The 20,633-nt window shown below is 64.5% G+C and carries 12 protein-coding genes; 8 read left to right on the top strand and 4 right to left on the bottom strand.

Going from position 1 to position 20,633, the window contains the following annotated elements; translation table 11 throughout:
* Positions 1-60 precede the first annotated feature (60 nt).
* From pta to KBP54_RS09720, 4 genes are all read left to right on the top strand, one after another.
* Entirely contained in the window at positions 61-1,404 is a 1,344-nt protein-coding gene (gene pta / locus KBP54_RS09735) for a phosphate acetyltransferase (RefSeq protein WP_256005585.1), read from the top strand.
* Entirely contained in the window at positions 1,405-2,607 is a 1,203-nt protein-coding gene (locus KBP54_RS09730; protein ID WP_256005583.1) for an acetate kinase, read from the top strand.
* Between the two features lie 159 nt (positions 2,608-2,766).
* Positions 2,767-6,105, top strand: a complete 3,339-nt coding sequence (locus tag KBP54_RS09725; protein ID WP_256005581.1) for a YPDG domain-containing protein — start codon at positions 2,767-2,769, stop codon at positions 6,103-6,105.
* A 13-nt stretch (positions 6,106-6,118) separates the two neighbouring features.
* Positions 6,119-8,557: a hypothetical protein gene (locus KBP54_RS09720; RefSeq protein ID WP_256005579.1), complete on the top strand. Its 2,439-nt coding sequence runs from the start codon at positions 6,119-6,121 to the stop codon at positions 8,555-8,557.
* 507 nt (positions 8,558-9,064) lie between these two features.
* Here KBP54_RS09720 and KBP54_RS09715 read toward each other — a convergent pair.
* From KBP54_RS09715 to KBP54_RS09705, 3 genes are read right to left on the bottom strand one after another with little or no spacing between them, the layout of a single operon-like run.
* Entirely contained in the window at positions 9,065-11,329 is a 2,265-nt protein-coding gene (locus KBP54_RS09715; protein WP_256005577.1) for a serine/threonine protein kinase, read from the bottom strand.
* Positions 11,316-12,320: a glutamate ABC transporter substrate-binding protein gene (locus tag KBP54_RS09710; RefSeq protein ID WP_256005575.1), complete on the bottom strand. Its 1,005-nt coding sequence runs from the start codon at positions 12,318-12,320 to the stop codon at positions 11,316-11,318. Before KBP54_RS09710 ends, KBP54_RS09715 begins: the two co-directional genes overlap by 14 nt.
* Positions 12,317-13,678 (bottom strand): hypothetical protein, encoded by a 1,362-nt coding sequence (locus KBP54_RS09705; RefSeq protein ID WP_256000843.1) that lies wholly within the window; start codon positions 13,676-13,678, stop codon positions 12,317-12,319. Before KBP54_RS09705 ends, KBP54_RS09710 begins: the two co-directional genes overlap by 4 nt.
* A gap of 59 nt (positions 13,679-13,737) precedes the next feature.
* On the opposite strand from KBP54_RS09705, the gene KBP54_RS09700 reads away from it, so the two are divergent.
* Genes KBP54_RS09700 through KBP54_RS09690 form a run of 3 tightly spaced genes read left to right on the top strand, consistent with a single transcriptional unit; the run spans position 13,738 to position 15,885 of the window.
* Positions 13,738-14,217, top strand: coding sequence for an NUDIX domain-containing protein (locus KBP54_RS09700; protein WP_256005573.1), 480 nt, complete (start codon positions 13,738-13,740; stop codon positions 14,215-14,217).
* Positions 14,210-15,154 carry an ABC transporter ATP-binding protein gene (locus KBP54_RS09695; protein WP_256005572.1) on the top strand — a complete coding sequence of 315 codons (945 nt, stop codon included), beginning with the start codon at positions 14,210-14,212 and terminating at the stop codon, positions 15,152-15,154. Before KBP54_RS09700 ends, KBP54_RS09695 begins: the two co-directional genes overlap by 8 nt.
* 2 nt (positions 15,155-15,156) lie before the next feature.
* On the top strand, positions 15,157-15,885 hold the full coding sequence (locus KBP54_RS09690; protein WP_070361845.1) for an ABC transporter permease: 729 nt from the start codon (positions 15,157-15,159) through the stop codon (positions 15,883-15,885).
* 192 nt (positions 15,886-16,077) lie between these two features.
* Here KBP54_RS09690 and KBP54_RS09685 read toward each other — a convergent pair whose 3' ends face one another.
* Positions 16,078-16,884: an endonuclease domain-containing protein gene (locus KBP54_RS09685; RefSeq protein ID WP_256005570.1), complete on the bottom strand. Its 807-nt coding sequence runs from the start codon at positions 16,882-16,884 to the stop codon at positions 16,078-16,080.
* Between the two features lie 362 nt (positions 16,885-17,246).
* On the opposite strand from KBP54_RS09685, the gene KBP54_RS09680 reads away from it, so the two are divergent.
* Positions 17,247-20,630: a Rib/alpha-like domain-containing protein gene (locus KBP54_RS09680; protein ID WP_256005568.1), complete on the top strand. Its 3,384-nt coding sequence runs from the start codon at positions 17,247-17,249 to the stop codon at positions 20,628-20,630.
* The last annotated feature ends 3 nt before the right edge of the window (positions 20,631-20,633 follow it).

Here is a 20,633-nt window from a genome sequence, read left to right as displayed (position 1 = left end):
TTGTGGTGTGGCTGTAGAATGATACGCATTTATGTCCGCCACGATCGTAAAGGCTGGGTTATGGCTCAACATCTACTGCTCACCTGCACTAACACGAACCTCAGCAGTGCTGATGCTGACGCGCTCGCGGCACAGCACGGCCTTCAAACCGTCCAAGTTACGGGGGAGACACTCGCTGAGGCCTACGCCGCCTGCGCCGGCCAGGAACAAGGCACGTTGTTTGTAGGGCAAGGGGAGTGCTCCTTTGATGCGGAGCTCGCCGCAGCACTCGGGGCTGCGGTCATCGTGCTTATCGACGCCCCGCAGCGCGCACCCCTCGCGCAACGGATTGTGGAACGCCACGGTGCGACGCTGCTCGCAACGGTCACGGACGTGCAGGACGCGGCCGACCTCACCATCCCGGAGGTCGCGCCGGTGATGTCCCCGCTGGTCTTCGGCTCGCGCCTGTTGGGCCAGGCCCGCGAGGTCGGCGCGCACATCGTCCTGCCGGAGGGCGAGGACCCGCGCGTGCTCGAGGCGGCGCACAGGTTGTTGGAGGGGGGCGTCGCGAAGCTGACGCTGCTGGGGGATGTGGACGCGATCACCGCGAAGGCGCAGGAGCTCGGGCTGGACGTGTCGGGGGCGACGCTGCAGGACCACCGCTCCTCCGACCTGGCTGAGGAGTTCGCGCAGACCTTCGCTGAGCTGCGCAAGTCCAAGGGCGTGACCCTGGAGCAGGCACGCGAGACTATGCAGGACGTCTCCTACTTCGCCACGATGCTGGTGCACACCGGGCGCGCGGACGGGATGGTCTCGGGCGCGGTGCACACCACGGCGGAGACAATTAAGCCGGCGTTCCAGATCATCAAGACGCGCCCTGAGGCTTCGGTGGTGTCGTCGATCTTCCTGATGGTGATGCAGGGCCGCCTCTGGGCGTTTGGCGACTGCGCCGTGAACCCCAACCCGTCCGCGCAGCAGCTCGGTGAAATCGCCGTGAGCTCCGCGTTGACCGCCGCTCAATTCGGTATTGACCCGAAGGTTGCGGTGCTCTCGTACGCCACGGGCAGCTCCGGCGCGGGCCCCGACGTGGAGCGCGCGGTCGAGGCCGTCGCCGCCGCCCGCGCTATTAATTGCGACTTAATTATTGACGGCCCCCTTCAGTTTGACGCTGCGTGCGATGAGGGCGTCGCGAAGCAGAAAGCACCCGATTCACCCGTGGCGGGACAAGCGAACGTGTTCATCTTCCCCGACCTTGAGGCGGGTAACGCCGGGTACAAGATCGCGCAGCGCACTGGTGGTGCGCTGGCGGTTGGCCCGATTCTGCAGGGGCTGAACAAGCCGGTCAACGACCTTTCGCGCGGCGCGACGGTCGATGACATTGTGAACACTGTGGCCGTGACCGCGATTCAGGCAGGGGTGAAGTAAATGAGCTACGTACTGGTGATTAACTCTGGTTCCTCCTCGGTGAAGTTCCAGATCGTGGACCCGAATTCGGACGCCTCGGACGCACCGTTCGTCTCCGGGCTTGTCGAGCAAATCGGGGAACCCCAAGGCCGCATCACCATCAAGCACGGCGAGGACCGCTGGGTGCTGCAAAAATCCATCCCCACGCACAAGGACGGGCTGGAGGAGGCGTTCCACCGCCTGGCGCTGCGCGGCGTGAGCCCGAAGGACCTCGATGTGGTGGCGGTGGGGCACCGCGTGGTGCACGGCGGCATGGTGTTCAGTGAGCCCGAAATCATTGTGGATCCCGTCGTGGACATGATCCGGGAGCAGGTGCCGCTGGCGCCACTGCACAACCCGGCGAACATTGACGGCATCGAGGTTGCCCGCGAACTGCTGCCGGATATCCCGCACGTCGCGGTCTTCGACACCGGCTTCTTCCACTCCCTGCCGCCGGCCGCGGCGCTCTACGCCATCAACGCCGAGGTGGCCAGCCAGAACCAGATCCGCCGCTACGGCTTCCACGGCACTTCCCACGAGTTCGTCTCCAACCAGGTGCCGGGGCTGATCGGGTCCGACCCGAACCACACCCGCCAGATCGTGCTGCACCTGGGTAACGGGGCGTCGTGCTCGGCGGTGGCGAATGGGCACGCGATCGATACGTCGATGGGGCTCACCCCGCTCGCGGGCCTGGTCATGGGTACGCGCTCCGGCGACATCGACCCGGGCATCATCTTCCATCTGGCGCGCCACGGCGGCATGAGCATCGACGAGATCGACGAGCTGCTGAACAAGCGCTCCGGCGTCAAGGGTCTGGCCGGCGTGAACGACTTCCGCGAGCTGCGCGCCATGATCGAAAACGAGGACGGCGACGCCTGGCTGGCCTACAACGTCTACATCAACAGGCTGCGCAGCTTCATCGGCAGTTACATGGTGGCGCTGGGCAGGGTAGACGCGATCACGTTCACCGCGGGCGTCGGCGAGAATGACAAGTTCGTGCGCGAGGACGCCCTGGACAATATGGAGGCCTTCGGTGTCAAGATCGACCCGGAGCGCAACTCCCTGCCCAACGACGGCCCGCGCATCATCTCCGCCGACGACTCTCGCGTGAAAGTACTTGTCGTGCCGACGAATGAGGAGCTCGCCATCGCACAGAAGGCGGCGGCGCTTGCGCGCCGGGCCTAGCCTCCCATGTGTCTGCCTGCCATTGTTCAACACCTTTGTTGTATGGCCGTTATTCGTTAGAATTTAAAACGGCATGTCAACAGCTGTAAAGGCAAATGTCTGCATAGTGAGTACACTGAGTAGCGTTTAGCAATTTACGGAAAGTTTTAAGAAGGAACGATGATGGGCAACGTGAGCGGTCGCAACGGGGCGAAGCGGCGAGGTGGGGTGTCGGTTGCGGCATGCGCACTTGGGGCATCGTTAGTAATCAGCGGTGTTCCGGCGGTGGCAGGCACAGCTACGGCGCAGGAGCCCACTGCCGAGTCCACGTCATGGAAAACGCCACGCACCGAGGCGAGCCGTACGGACGTCACTTTCCCTGACCTTGTTGTCGCGCCTGGCAAGACTGAATCGTCGAAGCCACAGCTGAAGCGCAACTTCTGGACTGCCGTCTGGAACAAGATCGGCACCCCCGTGAAGTGGGAGCTTAAGGAAGGCTTTTCGACACCCACCGGCTGGCACCTCACGTTTTCTGATGACGGCACGCTCAACGCCACCGCCGGCGAAGGCATCGAAACCACCACGTTCAAGGTGCCGGTGACCATCACCTTTGCTGACGACTCCACCAAGGACGTCGAAGCCAACGTCACCCTTGCGGATGGCCCAACCATCGAGCCGGTCAAGGACCAGAAGTACTGGGAGGGTCGCCTGATCCAGCCGCGCCGCGTGATGGCGTGGAACATCCCGGCTGACGCCGTCATCGAGCTTGAGGGCCTGCCCGCGGGCCTGAGCACCTCCGCCCAGACCCGCCTTGGCTCCGGCTCCTACCTCTTTATCAACGGCCGTCCAACTGAGACCGGCACGTTCAACGTGACTGCGCGCGTCACTGGCGCAGGCGACCCGCTCGAGGAAACGTTCACTATCACGGTCGCCGACTCGGCTGAGCTCGGCGAGCCGGAGGACGCCGACATCGCTCCTTCCGAGGTCCCGCCAGTGCGCCCGGGCACCGACGTGCACATCCCGCTCGACGTCGAGGATGCCTCCTCCGTCGAGGTCGAGGGCCTGCCGGAGGGTCTGAAGTACGACGGTGAGCAGCACGCGATCGTCGGCACGCCGACGAAGGAGGGCACCTCCGAGGTCGTCGTGGACAAGGTCACGGAGGACGGCACGCACAAGCGTGATTCCTTCGAGCTGACGGTGGACGAGAACGCACCGGAGCCGTCTGAGCCAAGTGAGCCGTCTGAGCCAAGTGAGCCGTCCGAGCCCGCAGATCCGTCGGACCCAGCCGAGCCATCTGACCCGACCGAGCCCACGGATCCATCGGACCCTGAGGGCCCTGTCGCCCCGGACCAGTTCGCGTGGAACCCCATCAAGGTCCGCGCCGGAGAGGAAACCGGCGCAACCCCCGCCCGTTCCACCCAGGGAGTGCGCGTGCTCGCGGAGCCCGGGAACCCGGATTGGTTCACCGTCTTCGCCAACGGCGCCGTGTACGCCGCCCCGTCGCGTGACGCGAAGCCGGGCACCTACACCATGAAGGTTCGCACCGAGAAGGGCGAACAGGACACCATCACCGTCGAGGTCACCGCAGCCGTCAAGGACTCCGTACGTTACGAGTCCTCCTACGCGGACACCTACGTCCGCGCTGGCGGCACCGCCACCTCGCCTGCGCCGTACGCCCGGCTGGGCTACAACGGCATGGTCTTTGAGCGCCAGCCGTTGCCGAAGGAGGCGTCGTTTAGCACGCAGTTCGAAGGCGCGAAGCTGAACCACCACACGGGCCAGATCACCCTTTCGGCGGACCTGGATGCTGAGGTTGGAAAGCCCATCGATGTGCCCGTCACCGTCACCTACCCTGACGGCAGCACGAAGGAGATCGTCGCGCACTTCCAGGTGCTGGCGCCGCAGTTCGCGCAAACACAGAAGTTTGAGTACGAGCGCCGCGAGGCCTTCGAAGGCGAAACCATCAAGGTCAACCTCACCGAACCTTTCGACCCTGCCTCCGACCCCGAGTTCGCCATCCTGACGAAGGCCTCCAAGCTGCAGGGCTGGGACCTGTTTATTGACGCCACCACCGGCACCATCACCGCCACCGCCCCAGCGCAGGACGCGAAACCGCTGAACGTGGAAGTCGTTGCGCGCTACTCGGACGGTTCCCACAAGACGGTCGTGGCCGTGATCGGCGTACGGGACGCGAAGCCGCAGGCCTACACCTCCAACCTGGACTTTGAGGACGCCGTCGTCGGCGACGACGGCACCGTCACCATCACCCCGAAGGGCGACATCCCGACCGGCGTGAAATTCGAACCGGAAGGCGCGGCTGCGCTCGGCGGCGTGGCTGGCCTGCGCGTGGACGTTGACGAAAAGACCGGCCAGATCAAGGTCACCCTGCCGAAGGACGCCAAGCCCGGCCAGGGCTACGACCTCGGCGTGCGCATCAACTTCCCCGACGGTGGCTCGAAGGTAGTGCAGCTCAACGTCGCCCGCGACTCGCAGGCCCACCGCGAGCAACCGTCCTGGACCCCGATCGGCGTGGCCATCGGCGCCAACGCCGTAACCCATGAGCCGAAGGTCGCACCGAAGGGAGCCACCTACGCCATCTCCGCCGACTTCGCCGCGGAGGGCTGGAAGGCCGCCGTCGACGCGACCACCGGCGCACTCACCGTCGCCGCCCCCGCATCGGCGCACGTCGGGGACCGCACCATGATCCCGATCGTGGTCACCTTCGAGGACGGCTCCCAGAAGCTCGTCGAGGCGCAAGCCACCGCCGTCAAGGCGATGGGCGGGGCAGTCTCCAACGCGTACGACCCAACCCAGGTCCGCGCAGGCGAAACCGTCACGCTCACCCCGACGCTGAAGGGTGCGCACTACTCGCTGCTCAACCCAGTCGGCGGCCTCGACACCCGTATCGACGCCACCACCGGCGCCCTCACCGTCGGCGCCCGCCCGAACGCGGTCCCCGGCGTACGCGAAGTCCCGGTGCGCATCAACTTCCCGGACGGTTCCACGACCATCGCGAACGCACGCATCTCCGTGCTGACCAGCGACGGCAAACCGTCCCTGGCCGAGGCAACCCCGGAGTTCAACGACACCATCAAGGCCTACCCGGGCAAGGCGACCACCTATGTGGTGCCGAAGCCGGCCGGGGCCGCCAAGGAGGCGTTTGCCCTCGGCCAGCTACCGAAGGCGCTCGCCGACTGGAAGATCGGCATTGACGCCGCCACCGGCGCACTCACCATCACGCCACCTGCTGGCACGGCACCTGGAATCGTGCCAGTCCCAGTCGTGGTCAGCTTCGCGGACGGCTCCCAGGCCACCAAGCTCCTCCGAGTGCAGGTGGTGAAGGGGCCGCAGGAGGTGGAGAAGGGGTCGTCGACAAGCAGTGAGATTCCGCCAGGCGCGAAGATCGCGGGCTTCGTGCTCGGCCTCCTCGCCTTCCTGGGCGGGCTGGGCTACTCCCTGTACGAACACCGCGACTTCTTCCGCACATTCCTAGCATTCCCAATCAACCAGCAGCGCTGAGAGGACAACGACAGTGACCGGCAAAACTAGCAAACAACGCATCGCGGCGATACTCGCAGGCGTCAGCGTCGCCGCAGGCATCGTCGTGGCCCCACACGCGGATGCGGCCATTACCCCAGGCAGCTTCGCCATCGGCGTCAACCGCGACTCCGACAGCGGCAACTTCCGCGTCGACGTGAACAAAGCGCGCGTGTCCTGGATGTACTTCAACCACCCAGAAAGCACCACGCGCCTGCTGCAGAACGCCTTCTACATCGACGGCGCCGTCAACGGCTCGCCCATGAGCTACGTCGGCAACGCCACCGAAGTCGTCGAAGCGAAGCCCGTCGGGAACACCGACCGCGTCGTGCTGCGCCACACCGACCCCAACTCGGGCGTCGAGATGACCCGCACCTTCGTCGTCGGCGACGACTCCATCCAAGTCACCGTTGACCTGCGCAACACCACCGGCCAGGCCGCTAACATGCGCGTCGAGATGGCCAGCGGCATCATCGACCGCGACTTCCAAGTCACCGGCGTCCCCCGCGGCGACGGCTACCACGTCGACGTCAGCAACGCCTACAAAATCAACGTCGACTTCATGGGCGCCACCAGCAAGGGCAAAGGCGAACAGCGCCACGACGCCATCAACGGAGGCACAGGTGACGACGCCCACTTCGTCGCCGGCGTCTGGGAACAAGACGTACCCGCCGACGGCACGCTGCGCGCCACCACCGCCATGACCCTCGACGTCGCCCAAGGCACCATCGACACCGACGGCGACGGCTTCCCCGACGAATGGGAAGAAAACGGCTTCACCGACGAAAACGGCAACGTCTTCCCGCTCCAGAAGTGGGGCGCCGACCCCAAGAAGGTCGACCTCTTCCTCCAGCTCAACTGGATGAAGTCCGAATGGGAAACCAAGAAGTGCTCCGAGCAGCGCAAATACGCGCCAACCGAGGAAGACTTCCGCAAGTTCCTCGACTGCTCCGAAGCCAACACCAACGTGTACCGCCCATCGCGCCAAACCCTCAACGACCTCGTTGACGCCTTCGCACAGCAGAACATCAACCTGCACATCGACGCCGGCGACTACTACAACCCAATGCGCCTCGAGCACCCACAAGGCGGCCCGACCGAAGACTTCACCCCGTACTACTTCGAAGGCAAAGTCCCCGGTATCAAGATGCTCGAGGACCGCGACCGCCTCCTCAACGGACGCCAGACCGTGTTCCGCGTCGGCGTCATCGGCGACCAACAAACCCGTACCAACTTCTCCTCAGGCAACGCACTGATCGGGGACGGCGCTTTCTACGTCGCAAAGAACCGCATGATGACCTCGCAGGACCAGCTGCGCAACACCATCCTGCACGAGTTCGGCCACAACCTCGGCCTGACCCACTCCGGGCCACTCGCCGACACCAGCCGCCCAATCTCTGACTACGTGCCCGGCTACCTCTCAGTCATGAACTACCTCTACCAGTTCACTGACTTCCGCTACTCCAACGAGCGCTCTCGTCCGACGGGCAAGCTGCCGAAGGCATGCCAGACCGTCCAGTGCTACACCGGCGACTACGACATCGACCCCGACTGGCCAAACCTCGCCTTCATCGGCGGCCAAATCGGCCGCGCCAACGGCACCACCGGCACCCCCGGCCACGACGACCACGAACACGCCGACGACGAACCAACCGTCCGCGAACTCGAGGTCTACTCCGCCGAATTCAACAACGGCAAGGCCGGCCTGCGCGTGCGCAACGAGGAAGGCGCTGGCAACATCATTATCGCCAACCGCACTGACTCCAAGATCGCCTTGGAGCTGTCCAACCTGGGCATTGACATCCACAAGTTCCGCCTCCAGGCCACCTACCCCGGCGGCCGATACGAGCAGGAATACACCATCGAAGGCGCCCTCAGCGACGAGTCCAAACTGCCCATCAGCGTCCCAATCACCAACACCGCCGGCTACACCGGCTCCACCATGCCGATCACCTTCCGGGTGTTTAACCAGGACAACGACATCGTCGCCGACGAAACCATCGAGTTCTCCGCCCTCAACTACAACGGCGAAGACACCGCGAAGCTCATACGGGAACTTCGCAAGAAGAAGTCCGACCTGCTCAAGCGGGCAGAGCAGACCGTGGGCAAGGCGGAAGGCGGCGCCGGGCCACGCCCAACCAAGCCACTGGCAACCCAGGCCAACGCCGTCATTCCGACCCGCGCCGGCCAAGCACCAGTGACCTCACTGAACGCCGCGCCAAGTGGGACCTACGACGCCCCGGCTCCCGCGCGCCCTGCCAAGCCGACCACTCGCCCAACCGCCCACCCAGCGCCTTCGACTGCGCAGCAGCAGAACCCAGGCAAGGGTGGGGAAACAGGTGGCCTGTCCGGCGGTGCCATCGCCGGCATCGTCGTCGGCCTGCTGGCGCTGCTCGGCATTGTGGCCGCAGCCGTTGGCCTAGGCGGCTTCTAAGCTCGCTGATTGGGTTTGCACCAAATTCCCCCAGGTCCAGATTGTGACCTGGGGGAATGTCTTTGTGGGAGGGGAAATCCAGGAATTTGGTGTCGGGCAGGGTGGGGTGCGCACCAGATTCCCTCCCGAGAAACCAATGACCGGGGGAAACGCAAGACCCGCCTGCCGAAATCCCGGAATGTGGTGCGCCTAGCTAGGGGGCAGTGCCAAAAGACGCAACCCGAATTGGACCGTACATTCAAACGTGCTGGTAGTGAAAGGGCGAGGCAAAATAGAATGCGCCCTTTGGCACTGGCGCCTCAGGCGGAGACACCAAATTCCCTCCCGGGGAAACCGGCGACCAGGGGAAATGTAAAACCCACCCGCCGAAATCCTGGAATTTGGTGCAGGCACCCCGAGCGAGCGCACCAAATTCCCTCCCGAGAAACCGGCGACCTGGGCAAACGCAAAACGCACCCGCCGAAACCCTGGAATGTGGTGCGCGCAGCCCCCGAAAGCCCGGAAACCCTAGAACCACGTCACGGGGCGGATCTTGTTGGCCATGTCGACGAGGTCGAAGCGGTGTTGGAGGTAGGGCGCCACTCTGGCCAGGGCGCGCAGGGTCCTGGCGAGTTCGTTTTGGAGTTCGTGCGCGGTGAACTTCGTGTCGAGGATGGGGGAGGGGTCGGGCTGGTGGCCGTCAAGGGTGTAGGTGAGGGCGGCGCGGAGGATGAAGACTTTGATTTGGAGGTAGCGGGGTTCGGTGTTGGGGATGCGTTGGAGGCGAAGGGCGGCCTCGCGGATGCGATCCTCGGTGGGGTCGGTGACCAGGCTGAGGATGGAGGTGAGTTGGGCGAGACGGTTGTGTCGGGAAGCGACGGGGACGCGGTCGAGCGCTGCGGCGGCAAGCTCCGGTTGGTTTTCGTGCATGAGTTGGCGGGCGAGGCCGAAGGCGGAGGAGACGGTGGTGGGGTTGGTGCTCCAGACGAGGGCGTAGAGGCGGATGGCGTGGAAGCGAAGCATGGCGGGGTTGGTGGTGACCATGGACCAGTCGGGGTCGAGCAGCCCCCGGTGAAGGAGGTGTTCGAAGACGGTGTTGGGGAGTTCGTCGAGGTGGCGGTCCATGCCGGCGGCGCCGCGGGCCACGCGGGGTTCCAGCAACGCGGTGTCGTGGAGGTCGGCGGATTGGAGGAGGAGCTCGGCGACTGCGGCAAGGGCGAGTTTGGAGGCGGATTCGCCGGGCAGGATTTCGAGGACGCGGGAGAAGGCGACTTGAGCGTCGGTGAATTTGCTGGTCAGCAGGTTGGTGATGCCGGTGTACCAGTGGTATCGCCAGTTCTTCCGCAGCCGCTCGTCAAGTGAGTCGAGCCAGGACCGTGCTTGGGTGGTGAAGCCGAGGTCGAGGAGGGTGCGGGCGACGGCGAAGGGGATTTCGATGGAGTCGGGGTGGCGGTCCTCGGCAAGCGCTTGGCGCAGGGCGGCAAGCGTTTCGGAGGGTTCGGAGTAGGTGGTGCTCTGCAAGGTGGCGGCGCCGGGGTCGGTGGCGTCGACAAGTGGGACGGGCAGGGCGATGTTGACTTCCTGGGGCGTGATGGTGACGGTGCGGGTGATGCCGTCGATGAGTTGGTCGGTGCGGAAGACGACGTGCTTGGTGCCGAACGTGCGGCGCTGCGGGGAGAAAAGTGAGTGTTGGGCAGGGAAGGTGCGGCCGTCGCGGATGGCGAGCACTTCGCGCAGGACGCCGAGCAGTTGGGCTTCGAGTTGGGTGACGGAGTCGAAGCGGTCGTCACGGTTGGGGGCGCAGCAGCGGGCGATGAGTCGGTAGAGGGAGATGTAGCGGCGGAAGAGGGGTTCGGTGGTGGGGGTGGGGATGTCGGCGTCGTGTGGGAGGTCGATGATGAGGGCGGCGAGGGTGCGGCCGATGGTGTAGATGTCGGATTGGACGGAGGGGCCGTCGATAGCTACTTCGGGCGCTTGGTAGCCTTTGGTGCCGTAGATGAAGCCGTAGGAGCCGATGCCCGAGACCGCGCCGAGGTCGATGAGTTTGACCTGGTCTTCGGTGACGATGATGTTGTCGGGCTTCAGGTCGTTGTACACGACGCCGCGCGAGTGCAGGTAGTCCAGCGCGGGCAGCACTTCGAGGATGTAGGCGATCGCGATGTCAACGTCGCACCTGCTTATCGACGGCCCACCAACGTATTCCATGACGATGAACCCGCCGGGCACGCGCGGGTCGTCGATGAAGTTGAAAATCTTTACGATGCCGGGGTGGGTGATGTCGGCGAGGAACTCGCGCTCGGCGACGGCGGCGGCCTCCTCGTCCTTGTTGCGGGCCGAGTGCAGCCCCTTGAGCACGACGTTTCGCCCGGAGACGAAGTGGTCGGTGGCTAAATAGATCCAGCCCATGCCGCCGTGTGCGATGGTGCCGAGCACCTCGTACTGTTCGGCGACCAGGTCGCCGGGCTTCAGCGCCGGGGCGGGGACGCCTTCAAAGGTGGATGGGTCGCGCAGCGCGTCGGTGGGGTTGATGGGGTGGACCCAGGGCAGTTCGACCATGCCGTCGGCGACGGTGCGGGTTTCGCGTTTGGTGCCGCGCAGCTCGCGGAAGCGGTCGAGGGCGCGGCGCCGCGAGCGTTGCGAGGTATCCTCCTGCCGCTTCTCCTGACGCAGCGCCTCGAGGTCCTCGAGGAGGGCGGACATGGAGTCGTCGTACTCGAAGAGGTCGTCGTCATCGTCGTCGTCGGCGAAGGGGTCGAAGGCGACGGCCTCGGTGCCTGGGTCATTCGTGCTCATTGGGTTCCTCCCGGTACATCAGCGGTGGGGGGTAGGGGTCTGTGGTGGAATCCGACAGCCACTCCTGGAACATGCGGTGCCAGGTGCCGTCGGTGCGGATGCGCTCGATGGTCGCGTTGACCTGTCGCACCACCGAATCGTTGCCGAGCGGGATGCCGACGGCGTAGTACTGGGTGGCCAGCGCGTCGGGCAGGATGTCGGTGTGCGGGTCCTGGGCGAGCATGCCGGCGAGGATGGCGTCGTCGGCGATGATGGCGTCGGCCTGGAACTGCTGGGTGGCCATGAGGCAGTCGGACCAGGAGCGGGTGCGCAGCACCGGGGAGTGCGGAGCGAGGGTGCGCACGATGTTGAGCAGCGTCGTGCGGTCGACGACGCACACGGTGCGCTCTGGCAGGTCGTCCATGCTCGCGATACCGCGATCAATCGGGGCCAGCACCCTGACCTGGGACTTCAGGTAAGGGGTGGAGAACGCCACCTTGGAGGCGCGCTCCGGGGTAATGGACATCGTCCTAATCACAATGTCCACGCGCCCCTCCCGGAGCAGCTCCGCACGTGAGGCCGAGTCCACGAAGCGGAAGTCCACCGCCTCGGGGTCGTCGAAAAGGTCGCGGGCGATCTCCCGGGCCAGCTCCACCTCGAATCCGCGAAGCTGCCCGCGCACCATATCGCGGTAGGACAGCAGGTACTGGGACTGCTCCACGCCCACGATGAGCCGGCCGCGCTCCCGGATCTGCTCCAGGGCAGGGTCATCATCCGGGGAGGATGAGCGCGGGCGCAGCGAGCCCTCCCAGTCCAGGCCGTGCGGCACAAACTCCATCGACGGCTGCTTGCCCGCCCCGTCCAGCAGCGCGCCGGGCGGCAACGGGATTGCCTCGTGCGCCGTGGACGCCGCCCCCGTCGGCAGCTCTTCCAGCGAGGACTGCGGCGCACACCCCACTGCGCCCGCTGCCACCGCGAGCGCCACCAACAACGAGCCAGCCCTGCGCATCATACGTACTCCCTGAATCGCCGCTGCACACCGAACCACATGCTGATGACCGCCAGCAGCGACAGCAGTGCGACCACCGTCGACACCAGCCTTGTTGCGTCCAGGGAGGTGTGGATGTAGTTGCGCATCTCGGCGCGCGCCGACTCAATCAACGTCACCATGTTCGCGTCCAGCTCCGTGTACGCGGTGGACGCGCTCGGGTGGTCCGCACTATCGACCATCAGCACGTCGACGGCACGCTCAAACCGGCCGGCATCGAGCGTCGAGACGAGTTCGCCATGCGCCTGCGACCACTGCTCCAGCGCCCTTCTTGCCGACGCCACCTCCGGCGCATCCGACGCCGTATCCAACGCCGCGCTCACCCCCTGGTACGTGGACTCGAAGGACTCCGCCGACTCCGCAACGGACTGTCGGCGAAGCAGCGCCATCGTCTCGTCGGTGCGGGTCTCCTGGGCGCGGAGGCGGGCGTCGGTAAGCTGGCGCAGCGGCGCCGCGGCCTGCTCAAACCCGATGACGCCCGAGCGCCACGAAATGAAGTTCGAGCCCGCAACCCACGCCAGCGCCACCACCATCGCCGCCGTCGCCGCCACGAAGCCCTTATTCCAACGGCGGCGGAACGTGCGCCACAGCCACCACTGCGCCCCCGCCAGCAGCAACAGCGCCGCCACCAGACCCGAAAGCGGCACCCACTGCGGCGCGTTGAGGCGCACCATCTCCACCGCCACCTGGCGCTGCGTCAGCGCAAACAGCGTGTTCGCCGAGGTAATCATCCGCTCACGCATCATGCCGGACGCCTCCGACATATAGGACACGCCCACCGGGTTGCCCAGGCGCTGGTTCACCTTCGCGCGCTCCATGAACGCCACGTACAGCGGCAGGTCGCGTTGGATGGAGCGCACCAGGTTCTGGATTCGCTCCTGGTCCTCCGGCCGCGTCAGCTCCGAGGCACCCTCGTAGATGTCGCTCGCCGCGATCACCGCCTGATCTATCGACGCCAAGTACGCCTTCACCTCATCCGGCGTCATCAACCCTGCCTGCACGAAGCCCGTCGTGGCCACCGTGTCCGCCTGCGACAGCGACGTGAGCAGCACGTGCGCGGAGTGGTTCATCGGCTCCGTGGTCTGCACCAAGACGTCGAGCGCGTGCTGGCGCTTACTCATCGACTGGCTCTGCGCGAACCCAATCGCGCCCACGGCCACCGTGAGCACCAGCATCATCGCCAGCATCTTGCCCGGCGTGGTGATCACGAAGTCCGCCAGGCGCCGCGCCGCGCGAATCGGCCCACTCGACGCGCGCTGCTGCGGATGCAGCGCAAGATCATCCAACCAGGCGTCGCTGGGAGGTGGCGTCGTGACAGTCATTCCTCAACCATAACCACCGCGCCCGACCTATTTCTAGGAAACGACCTACAGTGGAACACATGCAAGGAGACGGCAACGGATGGGTCGAAGGACCCAACGGACAGAAAATGTGGGGCAAACACGGCGCCGCGGGGCTCTTCCTGCAGGCCACGCACGGCGGCGAGCCCGTCGTGCTCATGCAACACCGCGCCCCTTGGACCGCCCAAGGCGACACGTGGGGCATCCCCGGCGGCGCCCGCGACTCACACGAAACGGCCTCCCAAGCAGCGCTCAGGGAAACAGCAGAAGAATGCGGCATCGATGGGGGCGAAGTGGACGTCGATAAGGAGCTCGTCACCTCCGGCCCCGCACCCAGTGGCTGGACCTACACCACCGTGCTCGCGCGCGTGCGCTCCGGCGAGCCACTCGAGACCACCGCCAACGAAGAAAGCGTTGAGCTGCGTTGGGTTCCCCTGAAAAAACTCGAAGAACTCGCCCTACACCCGGGGCTGCGTGCCGCGCTGCCAGACATTCTCAGGCATACTGTTTCGCATGATTGAAGTCCAAAACCTGTCAAAGGTCTACGGCCCCGTCCGCGCCGTCGACGACGTGAGCTTCCGCGTCAAACCCGGCATCGTTACCGGGTTCCTCGGCCCCAACGGCGCAGGCAAATCCACCACCATGCGTATGATCGTCGGCCTGGATAAGCCCACGTCAGGCAGCTGTCTTATCGACGGCACCAGCTACCGCAACCTCAAGCGCCCCGCCCAAAAAGTCGGCGCGCTCCTCGACGCCAAAGGTGTACACCCCAACCGCTCCGCCCGCGCGACGCTCCTGTGGCAGGCGCAAGCATCCGGCATCCCCGCCTCCCGCGTCGACGAAGTCCTCTCCCTCGTCGGGCTGACCGACGTGGCGGGCAAGAAGGTCGGCGGGTTCTCCCTCGGCATGGGGCAGCGCCTCGGCATCGCCGCGGCCCTGCTCGGCGACCCCGAATACCTCATCCTCGACGAACCCGTCAACGGCCTCGACCCCGAAGGCATCCGCTGGGTCCGCTCCCTGCTGCGCGCGCTCGCCCAGGAAGGCCGCACCATCCTGGTGTCCTCCCACCTCCTCGCCGAGATGGCACAGACCGCCGACCACCTCATCGTGATTGGCAAGGGCAAACTCGTCGCCGACACCTCCGTCCACGACTTCATCAAGGCCCACTCCGGCTCCCGCGTTGTGGTGCGTGCCGCTGATGTTGGGCTTTCTCGTTTGCAGGTGGCCGTGGAGGCAGGCGCGCCGGGCGCCAGCATCAGCCCAGGCACCGACGCCGACGGCCGACCCAACCTCACCATTAACGACGCCACCCCCGAAACCATCGGGCGCATCGCCTTCGAAGCCGGCGTCATCCTCACCGAACTCAGCGAACACCACGCCTCCCTCGAGGACGCCTACATCCAATCCACCGAAGGCACCGAACAGTTCGCATCCCGCACAGTCCAGGAGGGCAAGTAACCATGAACCTCATACTTTCCGAGTGGACCAAACTCCGCAGCACCCGCTCCTTCTGGTGGACCAGCGCCGCCATGATCATCGTCGCCGGCATCTACGGCGCACTCTTCGGCTGGCTGGCCAACACCTCCGGCATGCCCTACACACCCCTGACCGTCGTCTCGACCGTCTCCATGACCATCGGGATCGTCGTCATCGTGCAAGCCGCCATGACCGTCACCACCGAATACCGATTCGGCATCCCCGCCACCAACTTCCGCCTCACACCGCAGCGCTGGCGAGTCGCCCTGGCCAAAGTCGTAGTGGGCGTCGTCGGCGTTGTGGTTGCGACGCTGCTAGCCGTGGTCGTGGCGTTCATCCTCGCCGACCTCACCACCGCCGTCCCCGCAGGCTGGACCACAAATAGCGCCACCCAGCGCGCCCTGTGGGCAGTACCCCTCGGCATGGCGCTGCTCACCCTGTTCACCCAGGGCGTCGGCTGGATCGTCCGCAACACGTCCGCCGCCATCGTCATCGGCCTGTCCATGATGCTCCTCCTGGAGACCATCGTCGGGTTCATCCCTAAATACGGCCAAGACGTTGCCAAGTTCCTCCCCTTCAACAACCTCATCGCCTTCATGATGAACCAACCCACCCAACACTGGGAGCTCGGCGCCTCCCTCGGCATCTTCGCCGTGTGGGCCGTGGCGTTGTGGGTGATCGGCGTGCTGTTGACTGAGGCGCGGGACGCGTAGAGCCCAAGCCGCGCACCAAATTCCTGCTTTTGGGGCGCGGGTTTTGCATTTCCCCAGGTGGCTGGAAGGCTGCGGGGGAATTTGGTGCTTGTGCTGGATCGTGTGACACCAAATTCCTGGTTTTTGGAGGCGCCGTTGACGTTTCCCCAGGTGGCTGGAAGGCTGCGGGGGAATTTGGTGCACGCCTATCTATCAAGGCCTGTCGAGGAGTTCTACCATCCGCGGAACCACCTCACTAAACGTGGCGGCGGCGAACCTGACCACGGTCCAGCCCTCCAGTGCCAGATCCAGGTTGATCCGGGCATCCTTCTGACGCTGGTCATACTCCCAATGGTGCTGGCCGTCATACATGATCCCGATTTTGAGCGGTTCGATGGCGAAGTCGAACGTCGTTACGAGGCGGCGGCCCCTATATACCGGGACTTGCTCACTTAGTTTCAGTCGACGCTCCTTCGTCACAGTCCGAAGCAGCAGACGCAGCTCCGTCTCGCGTGGCGAGTCCGCGAACCTGCTGGACAGATTAAGCACCTTCAACAACCACGGGCGATCAACCCTGCCCCAAGCTGCCTCAAGCAACGCATCTGGTGAAACCTGCAGGTGCCTGCGTACGCAGTCGACCAGCTGTACTGCTCGCACTAACAGTGGGTCAAAGCCATCAGGCACTACCGCTGGCGGCTGGTATGTTCCCTTCCTCAGTATCTGTAACGCCTGGACAGTGGCATGAACTGGCGACGCTGCGAGAATTAATTGCCCCGGGTAGCGTACTTCTGTTACCAGGATGCGTTCGGCGCCACGGCGGGTGACGCCAGGAACCGCCGTGGTCGGGGCGAGCGTTTTTCGGGTGGGGCCGATGAATGTGAGCGGCGCTGTGTCTACAAGGTAGGGCAGTTGATACAGGGCGAGCGCGGAGTACCCACTCGCGATGTGTTGAGGGCGCGGCCTCGCAAAAGTGAGGATTCGCTGGAGCACGTCTGACTGGTTCGTTGGTGTGTATCGCATAGCTTTTTAGACTGCTTCAACCCTCGTTTGGTTCCAAGGTCTGCACCAGATTCCTTGTTTTCGGAAGGGGGCGACGACGTTTTCCCTGGTCGTGCGGGGGCTAGAAGGGAATTTGGTGTCAGGCTGGGCGGGGTGTGCACCAGATTCCTTGTTTTCGGAAGGAGGCGACGACGTTTTCCCTGGTCGCGCGGGGGTGAAGGGGGAATTTGGTGCACGTCCAACGAAGCGCATGAGATGGCAAGCTCCACAAACCACACCCGCCACATGAGAAAACATTTAGAAAGTTGCGGAGGTTTAGGCAAAACGAATAATGGGGACTACCCTGGGAGTGTCATTGGCTTTTGCTGCAGAAAGGATTCGTTGTGGCGAATAATCGCGGCCGGGCAGCAGGTGAGGCTCGCCGGGCGGGTTCGCGTGTGCGGACCCGGTTGCGGAGGGGTGTGGTTGTTGCGGCGGCGGCGTTGATCGTGACGCCGTTGGTGCAGGTTGCAGGGCCAACAGAGCTGCAGGTGCAGGCAAATGCGCAGGCGCAGGGCCCGGCGCTGGCCGAGACGAATCCAATCAAATACAAGCTGTTGGAGGTCAGGCCCGGGAAGCTGGGCCGCAGTGAGCTGGAGTCGGGAGACCTGGCGACGATATCCAGGGTGGAGAAGCTTTATAAAAAGATTGATTTTTCAGGAGTGGCGTGGAGGCCTTCGCCCACCAGCGGCGCTGATGCTCCGCGTCGCTACCAGGTGAGCGTGTGGGCCCCGGAGACTGGGGTAATCGCCGGGGTTTATGACAGAGAGGTGCTGTCGGGGAAGGACTCCATTTATAAGTGGAATCCTCAGAAGTTTTTGGATGACCAGTCGAAGATCAACGAACTGGACTTCGACATTAAGTTCACGGATGGCTCGGTGCAGGAGCGCGCGGTGTTGCCGCTGCGTCTCTTGGGTCTCGACGGCCGCCTCGCCAACGATCCGGATGGGGATTTTGATGGCGATGGTGTGTCGAATGGCGAGGAGGCCAGGAAGGGGGCGAACCCGTTCGACGCCAGGGATAGGGGTGTCGCGAAGAATCCGTTGCCGAAGCTTCCGGAGACGACAACGCCGACGCCTACTTCAACTACGACGAGCGCAAAACCGCAGCCAAAGCCGTCGCCGTCGAGCATCACCTCGCAGCCGCAGCCGAAGCCGAAGCCGAGCAGCGCGCAGCAGACGAGTACTGAGGCGAAGCCGACGTCGACAAGTGTGAAGCCGACTACGACGACGCGGAAGCCATACATGGCTGAGCAGTACGACCCGTACCCGGGCGAGCTGCTGGTGCGGCTGAAGCCAGGCCAGGAGTTCCGAAGCGGGACGCCGTTCGGCAATGCTGAGGTGAAGGTGCGCTCGATTCGGTATAAGGGCGAGCAGAACGGCAGGAAGTCGCCGGCGCTGGACCACGCGCTTGTCGACGCCTCCGACGGCAACCGTTTCGTTGTGAAGGCCAAAGGCCTGGAGGCGTTCGCGGAGGCCTACGAGCAGGAGTTTGGGAACTCGAAGCCGGAGTTTGAGCGGGTGTCGAAGTGGTTCATGAACACCTTCATCACGCATGCGCGCGTGGAAGTGGACTACCCGGATAGCTCGTCTGATGCGAAGGATTTCTTGATCGGGTTTGTTGGCGAGGACGAGCGTGTGTTCTCCATCCCAGCCGCGGACTTCGACGGCGATGGCGTGAGCAACGAGGACGAAGTGAGCTTGGGGACGAACCCCTTCTCACCGGACAGCACTCCTCATGAGAAGCCGAAGTTCGCGATTACCTCGAAGAGCGTAAAGCCTGGCGAGGTGTACGAGTTCGTGCCGTCGGCGAAGTTGGACCCGAATACCAAGTTCCTGGGTGCGGAGGGCTACCAGGTGTCGCTGACGCCGGATGGCAACGTGCGTGTTGTCGGCAGTAGTGACAAGTGGAATCACAAGTTCTCCTTCAAGGTGTGGGACCCGCTGTACGAAGAGCTGGCGACGCTTCACGTCGAGTCTGATTTCTCGGAGGATTGGACGCCGATCAACGTGAAGGCGGGGACGACGCTTGAGACGAACGTGATGAGCCCGGATGAAATCGCGAGCGGCATGGAGATCGTCTCGACGAAGGATGAGCTGAAAGCCGGTGGGGTGCCGGATTGGGTCTCCATCGGTAGGGACGGCGAGGTGTTCTTGAAGCCGCCGCGCTCCGAGGGCGGATCGAAGGGTGAGCGCAGGTACTGGGTACGGCTCTCCACCGGCGAGCAGCGTGTAATTAAAGTCAACGTGCTCGACCCAACCCCGTACGCCGAAGAGTACAAGCTGCAGTACCCGGACGTGTTCGTCCGCCTGGGCGAAGAGACCCGCAGCCACGCGCCGCTGGCGACCCTGACGCAGGGCGCCGAGGTGTTCTTCAACCAGCCGATCCCGGAAGAGGCACAGGTCTCCTACTCGATCGAGGGCGAAACTGACGCGAGCGTCGTTGAGCGGGAGGGCACCGCCGAGGACGGCGAGCAGCCAGGCATGGTCACGTTCAAGGCCACAGGCGACGACCTGAAGGCCGGTGACGTCGTGCAAGTGATGGTAAAGGCCAGCTTTAGCGACGGCTCCACCCAGCACGTCCCCGTCTACTTCAACATCCTGCCGCGCCAGATCGCGGGCAGCTACAACCACGCCTATGAAACTGGCCGCGAGGTGCTGCCGGGGACGCCGATCGTCCTGCATAGGACGGATGTTCGCAACGTGCCGGAGGGCACCGACTTCGTGTTCTTCGAGGACGCCGAGGGCAACAAGAACCTCAATGGGTGGAAGGTGTCCGTGAATCGTGACACCGGCAACCTGGTTGTGCGTGCGCCGGAAAATGGTGCCCGGCCGCTGGACGCGGTGGTGACGGTGTCCTACCCGGACGGCAGTTCCACCGATGTGCCATTCCACGTCGGGGTGAAGCACAGCAAACCGGACGCGGAGGCATTTACGCCGAGGTACGCGCCGGAAACGCTGACCGGCGGCACCCGCACGTCCTACGAGATGTTGACCCCGGTGCCGGAAAACACCACGTTCTCGATTGAGGAGAACGCTGGGTTGGATGTGAGCGTCGATACGAAGACGGGCCGCATCACCGCCGTGCTACCGAAAGACGCGCCGGGCGGCGCCAAGTACAACGTGCGCGTGCGTGTGAAGTACCCCGATGGCTCCGAGGAGTTTATCGACGCCGAGCTGCGCAAGAAGGCTATCGCCGACGAAGAGCGCCCGCGCTGGAGCGACATCTACGTCAACGCCGGCGACTTGGCTTCCACGCCGCAGGGCCAGCGCGTCCCGCCTGAGACCACCTTCGGTATCGACGCCAGCTTCGCCGCCAAGGGGTGGCAGGTGCACGTCGATAAGTATTCGGGCAGGTTGCAGGTGCTGCCGGACGCGTCGGTGAAGTCGAAGTCGAAGGTTGAGGTGCCGGTTGTGGTGACCTACCAGGACGGCTCGCAGCGCACCGTGAAGGTGTCGGCGTACGTGCGTGAGCCGCGCCAGACCGCTGCGCCGACACCATCGACAGAGGCACCCACGTCCACGCCGACACCGACCCCGAGTACCCCGGCGCCAACGCCGGAGCCGGACCCAGCCCCCGAGACTGGGAGTTCGGCAGCGGGGTGGATTACTGTAATTCTCGGTGCACTTGGGTTCCTGGTAGGCGCCGGTTTGCTCGCGCTGCAGGAAGTCCCAGTTGTTCAGTCGAATCTCAGACACCTTATGCGTGACCTGGGCTTGAGGAGGTAAAAG

Source organism: Corynebacterium pseudogenitalium (assembly GCF_024453815.1).
GTDB lineage: Bacteria > Actinomycetota > Actinomycetes > Mycobacteriales > Mycobacteriaceae > Corynebacterium > Corynebacterium pseudogenitalium.
The sequence above is the reverse complement of the archived record's forward strand: the minus strand, read 5'-3'. Positions and strand labels throughout refer to the sequence as shown.